The organism is Synechococcus sp. CS-1333, assembly GCF_025128015.1.
Taxonomy (GTDB): domain Bacteria; phylum Cyanobacteriota; class Cyanobacteriia; order PCC-6307; family Cyanobiaceae; genus MW101C3.
The window spans coordinates 156,992-169,485 of the sequence record NZ_JAHLYO010000034.1 but is presented as its reverse complement, the minus strand read 5'-3'; the positions used below and the strand labels follow the sequence as shown (position 1 = coordinate 169,485).

Sequence of the window (12,494 nt, the reverse complement as noted above, 5' to 3'; positions counted from 1 at the left end):
CCTTCGTTCCCCGACGGCCTCTCCCCTTCCCGAGAACCTCGCGGACCGGCATAGGGGGCATGACCTATTCTTTCAGCTAGGGTCTCGTGAAAGGTGGCCATCCATTGAGCTGTCTCTTGGCAGCTCTTGGGTTGGTTGTTAAGTTCTTCCTAGTCGACGTCGTTTGCCAATGGCCCTCACCGGATCGGATCTGCTGGCCATCATTAAAGCGCTGCCTGAGGCCTCGAAGTCCGATCTGGTGCGAGCTGCCGGCTATGTGTTCACGACAACGGACGGCAGTGAGCGGTTGAACTACTCAGCTTTCTATGAGGCTGTTCTGGAGGCCAAGGGCGTCAGCCTTGGGGAAGGGGACCGCAAAAGTAAAGGGCCTGGTGGCCGCAGCTTGAGCTACCAGACCAAGGTGCAGTTCAACGGTAATCTGATGATCGGTAAGGCCTACACCGCGATTCTCGACCTCCAACCAGGTGATGAGTTTGAGATCAAGCTGGGACGCAAGCAGATCCGGCTGATTCCTCTAGGTGAATCTGGCGATGACGAGTGATCCAGATGCCTGAAGAGCATTGGCTGGGCTGCTGGCTTGAGGTGGCGGTAGTCTTCACTGGAGCTGAGGTCTTGGCCCTTGTCGTTGTCAATGTGGACTTTCATCCCGTAGTAGCACTGGGTGCCTTCTTTGTCCTCTGCATCTTCGGATCTTTTTCTCATCCCTCGTTCTTGGCTGAGCCGGGAGCCGCAGGGCCAACAACCCATTAAGTAGCGCGACACGCGAGGAGGTGGGCCCACCACATTCAACTACGACCTCTAGCTCAGCTTCGACACCAGCTTCAGTGGCAAGGACACCGATTGACCTGGAGTATATGCAGCAGCTGGTATGACGTGGAACACGACCGGGACACGAGGAAGGCGTAGAATCGTCGAAAGTTAAGCTAGGCGTCTCAAGGCACAAGTCCATGCATATAGAAGTAGCCACTGAAGCAGATGTGCCAGCACTGACGGAGCTCTTGACGATGTTGTTTCAACAGGAGGCTGAGTTCAAGCCAAATCCCGAGGCGCAGCGTCGAGGCGTTCTCCGAATCATCACACACCCGGATGTCGGTATCGTCTTGGTTGCGAAGGAAGGTTCTGAGGTGCTTGGAATGGTTACCCTTCTTTTCACAATATCAACCGCACTTGGTGAGCGGGTCGCGCTACTTGAAGATATGGTTGTCGGCCATACGGCTCGTGACCTCGGTGTCGGGTCTAGTCTCATGCAAGAGGCGATCGTCATTGCCAAGGCAGGTGGGTGCAGGCGCATCACGCTGCTCACAGATCAAACCAATCTGTCAGCCCAGCGTTTCTACAAGCGGCAAGGATTCGAGGTATCCACTATGATCCCCCTGCGTTTATGCTTGGCAAGTGCTCAATCGTGATCCGCCTGACATTTGGCTCAACTTGACTGCTTTGGGCAGCGCGTGAACTCAGGCGTTGGACAATGATCTAGACTCAGTGAAAGACACTGCGTTAAAACAAGAACGTGGTAGATTCAGCCTGAAACAAACTTGGCAGAAGGAAAGCCACAATGTCAACCCCATCAGGACTGCCGCCAATCTTCGCGCAATCACCCGTTGACCTTGTTCCAGCATGTCAAATCGCTAACTTCCCGATCAATACATTTTTGGAGAGCATTGCTGTTGATACCGACGGTACGCTATTTGTTACCAGCCACTTAGATGGCAAGGTGTTTCGGATCGGAGCAGATGGCATCCCAATTCTTTATGCAGCCATCACGGGCAAGGCCACAGGGCTTGCACTTGTGTCAAATGGCAACTTGTTGCTTAGTGCGTGGGATGAGCAGAACACTTCCACTGTCTATACGATTTCGCCTCAAGGGGCAGCAACAGTGCTGGTCAAACTGCCAGATGCCATGTTCTTGAATGGTCTCACTCCTCTTGGGGATGATCGCTGTCTGATTGCAGATTCTTATCGAGGTTGCATTTGGGAAGTGAGTATTGCTGAAAGCACGGCAAGGGTTTGGCTAGAGCATTCTGACTTGGCTCGAAGCTCTTCCGACAAGGACTTTCCGGCGGTGAATGGATTAAAAGTTTATGGTGGTTTCCTCTATGCGTCGAATACTGAAAAGATGCAACTTCTTCGAATCCCAATTTTACTGGATGGTCAGCCTGGCGAGCCGGAGATTTTCCTGCACCCAGTCAATCTGGATGACTTTGCCTTTGACCAAGACGGCAATGTGTATGGCACAACTCATGTCTACAATAACGTGGTCAAAATCACACCGAGTCGAGATTTAACCATCATTGCCGAGGCTGAACAGGGAATGACTGGAAGTACAGCACTTGCGTTTGGGCGGGGAGACGGAGATCGCACAAGCATCTATGTTGTAACGAATGGGGGGATGTCCCTTCCGCTCCCCACCGGGATCGAATCCGGAAAAGTGGTGAAGCTAGACGTTGGTATTGCAGGGCATTCATTGATTTAGTAATTCGATACGTTTTCTGCCATTAACGATGCTGAGAATCCGAATCATGACCCGCCCGTCACCGTTGATGTCCTGCAACGGGTGAACGAACGGGGTGGATCGAAAGTTCAAGTTGGTTTGGCTGATCTATGTGACGCGGCTCAAGTGTTGCAGGGCATCTGGGGTGAATGTCTTTCACCTGAGGGGCAATTCTCTTGGTGGCTATGAACCTGGTCTCCTTCCTGATATTCTTCTCGGTCATGCTGGCCTTGGCAGCCATTCCGAGTGCCAGCGTCGGGTTGATTGTCTCACGTTCAGCCACCCTTGGATTCCTCAACGGAGCTGCGGTCGCCGGTGGAATTTGTCCTCGGTGATCTCGCATTGGCGGCTTTGGCCATTTACGGGATGAGCAGCCTTGCCGAGAGCATGGGAAGTTTGTTCTCCCTCGTTCGTTGCCTCCCCGGTGGCTACCTCATCTGGACGGGCATTGGCTTGCTGCGTACCCGTCACGATCCCACTGCGGCGTATTCGGTCGACCAGCGGCCCTTAACACTTGCTTCCAGCTTCCTGTCGAGTTTATTCCTCACCGTAGGAGACCTCAAGGCCATTCTGTTCTATGCCAGCCTCTTCCCCACTCTGTTCAACCTGCGCTTACTGACCTCATTTGGCATCGGCATGATTGCCACGATCACCATCGTCGCCGTCGGTGGCGTCAAGCTGATCTATGCCTATTCGGCGCGAACGCTGGTTGCACGTTTGCAGTCACGTCGCATGCAGAGGATCACCCGAAAGGTTGCCGGTAGATTGATGATCGGCGCCGGTTCCTACGTGATCCTCAAAGCCTAAGAGGGGGTTCAGGTTGCGCTGTTTGCATGGCCGATCCTGTTGATGCTCGACGCGAAAGCGCTCCACCTGGCCTCCCAGGGTGATTTGAGATACTCAAGGGAAATGATTCCCTTTGCTTGTGTTAACCTGAAAGGAATTTACAATCAGCGAGTAGGAGATTCCAGCCTTGTTGCAGTCAGCCGAATCGAGTTCAGCTGCACTGTTCTTTATCAACCGAAATCAGTCTCACTGTATTATGACTGACTGAATCAAGCCGAACAAGCCAATGCTTACAGGAGTCCCGGATCATCGGCATTGACCTCAAGGGACTTCCTCAGCATCGAAGAGCCTGCCGCCACAGTTCCAGCTTGGATCTTGCAGGCAACGTTCGCCAGGAACGGCAATCGTGTGAACATCAGAACACGTCAAGAAGATGACTTTCTCCCATCGACTGCCGAAGCCAATTGGCTGGGTTGGTGTGACTGTTGATTCATCGCCATAACCCTGCATGTATCTACGGTCTTTGCGCTAACCAAGGAGAGCCTCAGCAGCCGGCGATCCCGCGCCGCCCTGCCCAACTCCTCGTAGTGCACCTTCGCCAGCACCGGGTACATCATCAGCAGCAGCCCCAGAGCAATCGGCAGGGAGGTGTTGCCGATCCTCACGGCATCGAGCCAACCCTGGATGGCAGGAAAGAAGCGGCCCAGCAGCAGGCCGCCGCCCATCGCCAGCAGGATCCAGAGCGGCAGGAAGCGGTCGAGCAACGACAGCTGGGCCAAGACGGCCTCGTCATCGGCGGCCCGTCTGCCATGGTCGTTGGATTCCGGGGCCATGCAAGAAAGGGCGATGGGAAGGACAAGGGAGCTGGCGAGCTGAACGGCCAAAGGACGCTCACGCCATCAAGGCCTGGACGAGCAGAGAGCGGACGACTTCAGCAGTGGATCAGGTCCTGACGCGACGGCTCACCGATCGATCAGCGCCGATGCACAAGGTTGATGCACGCCTCCCACACACTCAGCCACCGCTCGAAGATGCCCATGGATCAGCAGCAGGGGGGAGCGGGAGCGGCGCAGCCTGCAGACAGGTCCGCCAACCAGTGCTGGAGCGCCACGAGGGCTTCGCTGCGCAGGCGGTAGTAGATCCAGCGACCCTCCTGGCGATCAGCGAGCAACCCGGCCTCCTTGAGCACCTTGAGGTGAAACGACAGCTTCGATTGCGCCAGGCCCAGATCCGTGGTGAGATCGCAGACGCAACGCTCGCCATGGCCGAGGGCCTCGATCACCTGCAGACGCAGCGGATCAGCGAGGGCTTTGAGCAGTTGGCGCGCCTGCTCCGTCGGCAGGCCCGTGGTGGCGACGCTCACGGGACCATTCCTGCATAGTTGATCAATTCTAGTTGATGCATTTGTGGCCCAGTGCAGCGCACCGGCGCTGTTCTCAGGCAACACCCCAGCAGCACGGTCGCATCGTCGTCTCCAGCGCCATTGAGCCGGCCACCACAGAAGGCAAACCAATGGTGAGAACAGCGATCAGCTCCGAAACCCCGCATACGCCGCTGCCAGCATGGGCTTGCCGCCGGTTTCAACGATGGCGCCATGGGCAACGATCACGCGATCAAAGTCCCACGCCAACACCGCATCGATCGAGGCACGCACCCTACGCCGATCCGATGAGGCGAGGCGTTCGAGGATTGTGGGCTCCAGGCGGTTGAAACCGCCGGCGATGCGGGTCGTGAACCGCGTCAGCCAGGGAAAAGAGGCGTCGAAGTTGAACGCGCTGTCGGTGAGGAGAAGGGTCTGGCTGGGAACGTGGCAGAACGCAATTTCATCGAGAGGCACAGGGCCAAGGGGGCCCATCGTGTTCAGGCCCTGCAGCTGGCACAGAAGCAGATCCGGCCAGGGGGAGGGCGCTTCAGCAGTCAGCAGCTGATCAATCATCAGGTCAGGGCACTTGGCCTTGAGCGCGGCAGTCCCCCATAACCTGGCCTGCGGAAAGCAGAGCTTGAACGCATTGGCATACAGATGGTGGAAGGAATTCGGCGCCACGATATGGTCGATGCGGCCAAGTGTGGTCAGTGCGTCCACGAGCTCCGCCGTGGGCCCGATCGGAGAAAGAACGAGCAGGTTGCCGGTGTCCTGCAGGCGAATCACCGTCATCCTGGTGCCGATGCTCAGGCCGAAATACGTCTGCGCCTGTTCTGCCACCCAGAGATCCGTAGCCACGAGGCGAAGCATGGAGGGGTGAGTAAAGATGCTGCAGAATAAGGATGATCGGGCACAACGGATGGTGGGGAGCCAGCTTCAGAAGGGCTCCGCCTGGGTCTTTCAGCACACAAACCATTCACTCCGCAGCGCAAACTGAGCAATGCGCCGCACAAAGTTACACTCTAGCGCTGAACAAAGACACACAACCCACAACGGGGTACTCACTGCTCAGCCACACCAATCAGAACTCCAATCCTCGTTCTACGCAGCAATCTTCGCGCTACGCAGCAGTCTTCGTCGCTTCTCAGCACTCCTCTCCCTTCTCGGCACCTCTCTTTCCCCTCAACACTCAATCCAGGCCTTCGATTCAGCAGGCTGCAGCTCACACCTCGCCGCCAGCATTCACTGCCGGGCCGGCGGGCACCCACTGCATCGATGGCGACCGCCGTAGCGAAGAGCCCTGCCTGATGGCCATGATTCGCTGGCACCAGGCTCAGAGGGCCACCACCATGTGGCGGCCGCCTGCTTTGGCGGCGTACATGTTGCGGTCGGCGCGCCTGAGGAACAGGGCCGCATCCTCTCCGGCGCCGTGCAGAGCCACGCCGATGGAGAAGGAGGGGGTGATGCTTTGATCCGCCCAGGGGACCGGCCTGGAAATCGCCACTTGCAGCTTCTCTGCCACCGCGATCGCATGCTCCAACGCCCGAATCCCATCAAGGATCACCAGAAACTCATCGCCACCGATGCGGCCAGCATGGTCACGGTGGCGGATCACCTGCTGGATACGCCGCGCCACGCTCTGCAGCACCACATCGCCGCAGGCATGGCCGTAGCTGTCGTTGATGTCCTTGAACCCATCACAGTCACAGAACAGCAGGGCCAGCGGCTGGGCCCTGAGGGTCTTGTCATCCAGCAGGCGTTGCTCCAGCAGGCTGAGGATGGCGTCGCGGCTGTCAAGGCCGGTGAGGGGATCGTGGTTGGCCCGTTGCAGCAGTCGTTGTTCTTCGATCACCTTCTGATCCACAGGCTGCAGGGTGATCACATAGCCCTCGTGCAGATTCAGCGCAGCCGGCGATCCCTCGGGAGCGGCGCTGGAATCACCGCTGCGCCGCCCCTCCTCCTGCAGGCGCCTCACACTCAGATCCACCCAGCTCCAGCCTCCCTTGGGATCCGCCAGCCGCAGGCGTCCCTGGTGAATCGGGCCATGGGGCGTTAGCCAGGCATCGAGCTGCAGGGGCTCTGGCCGACCCTCGGCTGACACAAACAGCTCGCAGAAGGTCTTTCCCTTCCATTGGTCTTCTCGCCAGCCCGTCATCGGCTCCAGGGAAGGAGACACCCACACCACCTCCTCCTGCTGATTGAGCAGCATCACCACCTCCACGATGTTGTCGGTGAGCAAGAGATAGGGCCTGCAGAATTCGCCAGGGTGCGTGCGGCCCTGAGGCGATCCGTCACGTCGCGCCAGCTCACCACAAGAAAGCCGCGTGTGGGCAGGATCTGTATGTCGTAGCAGCGGTGGACCTGGATGAGGGTGTCATCCTTGTAGACGAAATCGTTGATGAACGTAGGGGTGCTGCGGGAGGCGGCATCGATGTGGATCTCCAGCAGGCCGTTCTGCTCCATCTGCGGAAAGATGGTCAGTAGGGTCTTGCCCACGATGGCCTCCCGTTCCTGCTGCATCGTGGCGCAGGCCGATTGATTCGCCTCCAGGATCAGAAAGTCGGTGATCGAATCCTCGTCCCCCTGGATCACCTGCAGCAGCATGAAGTAGTCGTCGGCCAGATCGAAGGCGGAACGCAGCAGTTCCAGTTGTTCAAACGTGCTGGGCACGGATGTGCTGTTTCCCTGCCGGTTGGGCTGCAGGCTCACCTGGCTCTGCCAACGGCCGGTGTCATCTCCGCTCTTTGGGCTGGTGAGGCGATCACGGAGCAGGGTTTCAAAGGCGTCCAGCTCCAGGGGGCGGCCGCAGAGGTAGCCCTGGTAAAGGTTGCAGCCGAGGTTCTCGAGGATCTGGCGTTGCTCCTCTGTCTCGACCCCCTCAGCGATGCACTCCATCCCCAGGCCTTGCGCCAGGGTGATGGCGGCCGGGGAGAGTGAGCAGTTCGGCTCTGCTGTATCCCAGCCGGGTGTGTGCGGAGTCATTGCAGGCCACGAAGCGGCCGCTGCTCAACGCGAACACATGCAGATCAGTGCCTGTGAGGTCGGCGATCAGGCAGAAGTCGGCAATCCGGCTGCGGGCTGCTTCCGAGAGCCCACTCACCATGCCACTATCACTCATGCTGAGTGATGCCCATTAAGGCATATCCAATCACACCGAAGCTCCCGCCTGGAGCTGGGGCGCTGGAGTGCCGGACAGGCACAACGGCACCCGGCGTGTCCCACAACACGCATCCATCAACCAAACTTGATTTAACGTCGGTTTGCTTGCGATCGCCTTGCGATGAAGATCGGCATCAACGGCTTTGGCCGGATCGGCCGCCTTGTGTTCCGCGCGCTCTGTGAACGCCCGGCCCACCGCAGCGCGGACGCCGGGGGCTACACGTTGGTCCATGTCAACGATCCTGCCGGTGACGCTGCGTCTGCCGCCCATCTGCTCGAATTCGATTCCGTGCACGGCCACTGGTCTCAGGCGGTGCAGGCCGAAGCCGACGGCTTCCGCATTGGCAATCATGCCGTGAGCTACAGCCGTCACAAGGATCCCACCGCCGTGCCCTGGGCCGACGCCGGCGTGGACCTGGTGCTCGAATGCAGCGGCAAGATCAAGACCCCCGACACCCTTGAGCCCTTCTTCACTGTGCCGGGCCTCAGGCGGGTGATCGTGGCCTGCCCGGTGAAAGGCATGGTCGCCGGCGCAGAAGCCCTCAACGTGGTGTTCGGCATCAACCATCACCTCTATGAGCCCAGCCGCCACCGTCTGCTTACCGCCGCCTCCTGCACCACCAACTGCCTGGCGCCGGTGGTGAAGGTGGTGCACGAAAGCTTCGGCATTCGCCACGGCTCGATCACCACCCTGCACAACATCACCAACACCCAGGTGGTGATCGATGCCTTCAAATCCGATCTGCGCCGCGCCCGCTCCGCCGGCAACTCGCTGATCCCCACCACCACCGGATCGGCCAAGGCAATTGGTCTGATCTTTCCCGAACTGCAGGGCAAGCTCAACGGCCACGCCGTGCGGGTGCCGCTCACGAATGCCTCGATCACCGATGCGGTGTTCGAACTGGAGCGCGCGGTGAGTGTGGAGGAGGTGAATGGGGCCTTTGCCGCCGCCGCCGCCGGCCCACTGCAGGGAATCCTGGGCTACGAAGAGCGGCCGCTGGTGTCGGTGGATTACCTCAACGACAGCCGCAGCTCGATCATCGATGCTCTCTCCACGATGGTGGTGAACGGCACCCAGCTCAAGGTGTTCGCCTGGTACGACAACGAGTGGGGCTACAGCTGCCGCATGGCCGATCTGGCCTGCCACGTGGCGGCGCTCGAAGCCAGTGTCGGGCCAGCGGTCCGCGAGCTTTCCGAATCATGAAGCAGCTCACTGCCCTGCAGCAATACGGCATCGTGACGGCCAACTACTGGGCCTTCACCCTCACCGACGGGGCGCTGCGCATGCTGGTGGTGTTCCACTTTCACCAGCTGGGTTACACCACCCTGGAAATCGCCTTTCTGTTCCTGTTCTACGAATTTTTCGGCATCGTCACCAACCTCTACGGCGGCTGGCTCGGGGCCCGTTTCGGGCTGCGGCTCACCCTCTGGGCCGGCACATTGCTGCAGGTGGGCGCCCTGCTGATGCTGATTCCGGTGGCTGACGACTGGCCACGCTGGTGGAGCGTGGCCTACGTGATGGTGGCCCAGGCCATCAGCGGCATCGCCAAAGACCTCAACAAGATGAGCGCCAAAAGCGCCATCAAGACCGTGGTGGCGGAAACCCCTGACGACCACAGCCGGGGCGAGAGCCAGCTGTTCCAATGGGTGGCGATCCTCACCGGCTCCAAGAACGCCCTCAAGGGGGTGGGCTTCTTCCTCGGTGGGGTGCTGCTCGCCACGATCGGCTTCAGCGCCGCCGTGGGAGCGATGGCGGCCGGCCTGTTCCTGGCCTTTCTGCTCACCCTGGTGCTGCCCGGTGAGATCGGCCGCATGAAGCAGAAACCGGCGATCACCGCACTGTTCTCGAAATCAAAGGGCATCAATGTGCTCTCAACCGCCCGCTTCTTCCTGTTCGGTGCCCGTGATGTGTGGTTCGTGGTGGCCCTGCCGGTGTTTCTGCAATCGGTGCTGGGCCGGAAATACTGGGAGGCCGGTGGCTTCATGGGCCTGTGGGTGATCGGCTACGGGATCATTCAGGCCTCGGTGCCGGCCCTGCGGCGCAGCTGGGGCAGAAGCGGCCCACCAGGGGTGTCTGCGGTGCAGTTCTGGAGCGCCGTGCTCACCGCCATTCCCGCCCTGATCGCCATCAGCCTGTGGCGCGAGGTGGGCAATCCCAGCGTGGCCCTGGTGGTGGGGCTGGTCGCCTTCGGCGCCGTGTTCGCGATGAATTCCTCGATTCACAGCTACATGGTGCTGGCCTACACCGATGCCGAATCGGTGAGCCTCAACGTGGGCTTCTATTACATGGCCAATGCGGCCGGCCGGCTGGTGGGCACGTTGCTCTCGGGCGCCCTGTTCCTGGTGGGCGGCCTGCAGGCCTGCCTGTGGGCCTCGTGCCTGCTGGTGGCACTCGCCTTTCTCTCCGGGATCAGGCTGCCGCCGCCGCTGCGGCAGCAGTTAGAAGTCGCCTGAGGCTCCAGCTGCTCAGCCGGTTCTGCCAGTACGAGTGTTCAATTGCCCGCTTGCGCGACACGATGGTGCCGATCAGCGTGAAGTCGGTGCCGAGGCGCCGGTGGCGAACGGGCCACCGAACACGAGGAAGGGAGAAGTGATCGTGATGAACGGCTTGACCCGCTCATCCTCCAGCACTTATTGACAACCAACGCGCCAAGACTATCGACTCTTTCAGTGCATCAGTCCGGGCCAGCCGCCCGGGTAGCGCAGGGTTCGCCAGTCGCCGCGGGGTGTGCTCACCTCAATGCCGATCTCGATCGGTTGCTCCACTGCACAGGCCTGCTCTTCCCACCAGCTCAGGGCCGCTTCCCAGGCGGCATCCATCGACTCGAAGTGGTCGTCGAGCACAGGGTGAGGAGCGCACTGGCGGTCGACCAGGCGATACAGCCGCTGCGAACCGGCGGCGGGGGCAGAGCGACGAAAGGGGGAGAACGCCATGAACGTCGTAACGCAGAGGAACAGTGTCGGTCCTGTGCCAGCTGCTGACTGTCACGTCGACTACGTGATGTCGTGTTCGTTACCTGACGGTGGCCCCACCAGGCCTCAACCGAGCAACGCGATGCAGTCGATCTCCACCCGCGCGCCCCGCGGCAGGGCCGCCACTTCCACGCAGGCGCGGGCGGGGGGCACAGGCCCCTGGAAGGTTTCGGCGTAGATCGCGTTCACCCGGGCGAAATCGGCCAGGTCGGCCAGAAACACCGTGGTGCGCACCACCTGGTCCGGGCCGCTGCCTGCCGCCCGCAGCACCGCCACGAGGTTGCTGAGCACCTGGCGGGTCTCGGCCTCCACATCGCCGTCGCCCACCATCGCGCCGCTGACGGGATCCAAGGCGATCTGGCCGGAGCAGAACAGCCAGCCGCCCGCCAGCACGGCCTGGTTGTAGGGGCCCACCGGCTCAGGAGCGGCGGGAGTCTGGATCGCCTCGATGGACTGGCCGGCGCCCATGGCGTTGGAAGATGGGAAAAACGAGCTTAAGGGTGTCCTATCGCCAGCTCCACCGGGGTTTCCGCAGCGGCCGCTGCCCGTGCTGTCGCTGCAGCTGCTGCCAACGCCGCCACTGGGAACCGACCTGCAGCCGCTGAGTCCATGCCGGCCGATCCGGTGCGCCTCGATGGTGTCTGGCACCGCTACGGGCGCGGCGGCGCCCCTGGCGAGGCAAACGACTGGGCGCTGGAAGCGATCGACCTGCACCTGGGCCCGGGGGAACTGGTGGGCCTGCTTGGTCCCTCCGGCTGCGGCAAGACCACACTTTTGCGCCTGATCGCCGGCTTCGAACGGCCGTCGCGGGGGCAGGTGGCAGTGCAGGGCCGGCAGGTGGCCGGTCCGGCCGTCTGGGTGCCGCCGGAGCGGCGCGGGGTGGGCATGGTCTTTCAGGACTACGCCCTGTTTCCCCACCTCGATGCCTGGCAGAACACCTGTTTCGGCCTGCGGCCGCGCCAGGACCGCAGCCGGGCCGCCTGGTTGCTGGAGTTGCTGGGACTGGCGGGTCTGGAGCAGCGCTACCCGCACGAACTCTCCGGCGGCCAGCGGCAACGGCTGGCACTGGCCCGGGCGCTGGCGCCCGCACCGGAGCTGGTGCTGCTCGATGAACCCTTCTCCAACCTGGATGTGGACGTGCGGCTGCGGCTGCGTAGCGAACTGCCTGGCGTGCTCAGCCGCTGCGGCGCCAGCGGCCTGATCGTCACCCACGACCCGGAGGAGGCGCTGGCGATCTGCGACCGCGTGGCGGTACTCAAGGACGGGCGGCTGCACCAGTGCGCGGCGCCGCAGGAGCTGGTGGAGCATCCCGCCACCGCCTTCGTGGGCCACTTCGTGCTGCAACGCAACCTGCTGCCGGCCCAGTGGCGCAACGGCCAGGTGGTCACGCCACTGGGGGCCTTCGCGCCCCTCTCCGGCGCGGCGGCCTCCCCCTGCCCGGACGGGGCACCGGCTGAGGTGCTGCTGCAACCCGATGCCCTGGAGCTGACCCCCGATCCGGCTGGCACTGCCTGGGTGATGGGTCGGGAGTTTCTGGGGCGGGAATGGCTGCTGCAGGTGGAGCTGGAACAGCCGCAGGCGGCCCCGTTCCGCCTGCGGCTGCGCCTGCCGCTGGAGCGCACCTTCCAGCTCTCCGAACGTTGCCGCCTGGGCCTGCGGCCCCAGCAACCGGCCCTGCTCTTTCCCCAGCGGCTGCCCCTGCTCCCCTGCCTCTGAGCCCCC

At 61.4% G+C, this 12,494-nt stretch carries 14 protein-coding genes; 7 read left to right on the top strand and 7 right to left on the bottom strand.

Annotated elements, in window-relative coordinates:
* Window positions 1-169: 169 nt before the first annotated feature.
* The 4 genes from KQ303_RS14550 (at window position 170) to KQ303_RS14535 (ending at window position 3,298) form a co-directional block, all read left to right on the top strand.
* Window positions 170-541 carry an AbrB family transcriptional regulator gene (locus KQ303_RS14550; RefSeq protein ID WP_259730825.1) on the top strand — a complete coding sequence of 124 codons (372 nt, stop codon included), beginning with the start codon at window positions 170-172 and terminating at the stop codon, window positions 539-541.
* 406 nt (window positions 542-947) lie between these two features.
* Window positions 948-1,406 carry a GNAT family N-acetyltransferase gene (locus tag KQ303_RS14545; RefSeq protein WP_259730824.1) on the top strand — a complete coding sequence of 153 codons (459 nt, stop codon included), beginning with the start codon at window positions 948-950 and terminating at the stop codon, window positions 1,404-1,406.
* Between the two features lie 149 nt (window positions 1,407-1,555).
* On the top strand, window positions 1,556-2,473 hold the full coding sequence (locus KQ303_RS14540) for an SMP-30/gluconolactonase/LRE family protein (RefSeq protein WP_259730823.1): 918 nt from the start codon (window positions 1,556-1,558) through the stop codon (window positions 2,471-2,473).
* Between the two features lie 303 nt (window positions 2,474-2,776).
* Entirely contained in the window at window positions 2,777-3,298 is a 522-nt protein-coding gene (locus KQ303_RS14535; RefSeq protein ID WP_259730822.1) for a LysE family translocator, read from the top strand.
* Between the two features lie 404 nt (window positions 3,299-3,702).
* Here the strand turns inward: KQ303_RS14535 and KQ303_RS14530 are convergent, their stop codons facing one another.
* The 5 genes from KQ303_RS14530 to KQ303_RS14510 all read right to left on the bottom strand — a co-directional run bounded on the left by KQ303_RS14530 (window position 3,703) and on the right by KQ303_RS14510 (window position 7,622).
* Complete coding sequence (locus KQ303_RS14530; protein WP_259730821.1) at window positions 3,703-4,110, bottom strand: hypothetical protein; 408 nt, start codon at window positions 4,108-4,110, stop codon at window positions 3,703-3,705.
* Between the two features lie 209 nt (window positions 4,111-4,319).
* Complete coding sequence (locus KQ303_RS14525; RefSeq protein ID WP_259730820.1) at window positions 4,320-4,640, bottom strand: helix-turn-helix transcriptional regulator; 321 nt, start codon at window positions 4,638-4,640, stop codon at window positions 4,320-4,322.
* Window positions 4,641-4,805: 165 nt separating this feature from the next.
* Entirely contained in the window at window positions 4,806-5,510 is a 705-nt protein-coding gene (locus tag KQ303_RS14520; protein ID WP_259730819.1) for a DUF4336 domain-containing protein, read from the bottom strand.
* 463 nt (window positions 5,511-5,973) lie between these two features.
* Window positions 5,974-6,879, bottom strand: a complete 906-nt coding sequence (locus tag KQ303_RS14515; RefSeq protein WP_259730818.1) for a sensor domain-containing diguanylate cyclase — start codon at window positions 6,877-6,879, stop codon at window positions 5,974-5,976.
* A complete protein-coding gene (locus tag KQ303_RS14510; protein ID WP_259730817.1) occupies window positions 6,849-7,622 on the bottom strand; it encodes an EAL domain-containing protein in 774 nt (257 codons plus the stop codon). Before KQ303_RS14510 ends, KQ303_RS14515 begins: the two co-directional genes overlap by 31 nt.
* 298 nt (window positions 7,623-7,920) lie before the next feature.
* On the opposite strand from KQ303_RS14510, the gene KQ303_RS14505 reads away from it, so the two are divergent.
* A complete protein-coding gene (locus tag KQ303_RS14505) occupies window positions 7,921-9,003 on the top strand; it encodes an ArsJ-associated glyceraldehyde-3-phosphate dehydrogenase (protein ID WP_259730816.1) in 1,083 nt (360 codons plus the stop codon).
* Complete coding sequence (gene arsJ / locus KQ303_RS14500; protein ID WP_259730815.1) at window positions 9,000-10,253, top strand: organoarsenical effux MFS transporter ArsJ; 1,254 nt, start codon at window positions 9,000-9,002, stop codon at window positions 10,251-10,253. The genes KQ303_RS14505 and arsJ overlap by 4 nt, the downstream gene beginning before the upstream one ends.
* Window positions 10,254-10,466: 213 nt before the next feature.
* Here the strand turns inward: arsJ and KQ303_RS14495 are convergent, their stop codons facing one another.
* Together KQ303_RS14495 and KQ303_RS14490 are read right to left on the bottom strand one after the other, a co-directional pair.
* A complete protein-coding gene (locus tag KQ303_RS14495) occupies window positions 10,467-10,733 on the bottom strand; it encodes a hypothetical protein (RefSeq protein ID WP_094513287.1) in 267 nt (88 codons plus the stop codon).
* A gap of 105 nt (window positions 10,734-10,838) precedes the next feature.
* A complete protein-coding gene (locus KQ303_RS14490; protein ID WP_259730814.1) occupies window positions 10,839-11,240 on the bottom strand; it encodes a Rid family detoxifying hydrolase in 402 nt (133 codons plus the stop codon).
* A 141-nt stretch (window positions 11,241-11,381) separates the two neighbouring features.
* On the opposite strand from KQ303_RS14490, the gene KQ303_RS14485 reads away from it, so the two are divergent.
* Complete coding sequence (locus tag KQ303_RS14485; protein WP_259730813.1) at window positions 11,382-12,488, top strand: ABC transporter ATP-binding protein; 1,107 nt, start codon at window positions 11,382-11,384, stop codon at window positions 12,486-12,488.
* Window positions 12,489-12,494: the final 6 nt, after the last annotated feature.

Excerpts from the sequence above, each read along its gene's own strand:
- KQ303_RS14550 (WP_259730825.1), top strand. The coding sequence starts at position 170 with ATGGCCCTCACCGGATCGGATCTGCTGGCCATCATTAAAGCGCTGCCT.
- KQ303_RS14495 (WP_094513287.1), bottom strand. The coding sequence starts at position 10,733 with ATGGCGTTCTCCCCCTTTCGTCGCTCTGCCCCCGCCGCCGGTTCGCAG.
- KQ303_RS14545 (WP_259730824.1), top strand. The coding sequence starts at position 948 with ATGCATATAGAAGTAGCCACTGAAGCAGATGTGCCAGCACTGACGGAG.
- arsJ (WP_259730815.1), top strand. The coding sequence starts at position 9,000 with ATGAAGCAGCTCACTGCCCTGCAGCAATACGGCATCGTGACGGCCAAC.
- KQ303_RS14520 (WP_259730819.1), bottom strand. The coding sequence starts at position 5,510 with ATGCTTCGCCTCGTGGCTACGGATCTCTGGGTGGCAGAACAGGCGCAG.
- KQ303_RS14485 (WP_259730813.1), top strand. The coding sequence starts at position 11,382 with ATGCCGGCCGATCCGGTGCGCCTCGATGGTGTCTGGCACCGCTACGGG.
- KQ303_RS14530 (WP_259730821.1), bottom strand. The coding sequence starts at position 4,110 with ATGGCCCCGGAATCCAACGACCATGGCAGACGGGCCGCCGATGACGAG.
- KQ303_RS14490 (WP_259730814.1), bottom strand. The coding sequence starts at position 11,240 with ATGGGCGCCGGCCAGTCCATCGAGGCGATCCAGACTCCCGCCGCTCCT.
- KQ303_RS14510 (WP_259730817.1), bottom strand. The coding sequence starts at position 7,622 with ATGACTCCGCACACACCCGGCTGGGATACAGCAGAGCCGAACTGCTCA.
- KQ303_RS14540 (WP_259730823.1), top strand. The coding sequence starts at position 1,556 with ATGTCAACCCCATCAGGACTGCCGCCAATCTTCGCGCAATCACCCGTT.
- KQ303_RS14505 (WP_259730816.1), top strand. The coding sequence starts at position 7,921 with ATGAAGATCGGCATCAACGGCTTTGGCCGGATCGGCCGCCTTGTGTTC.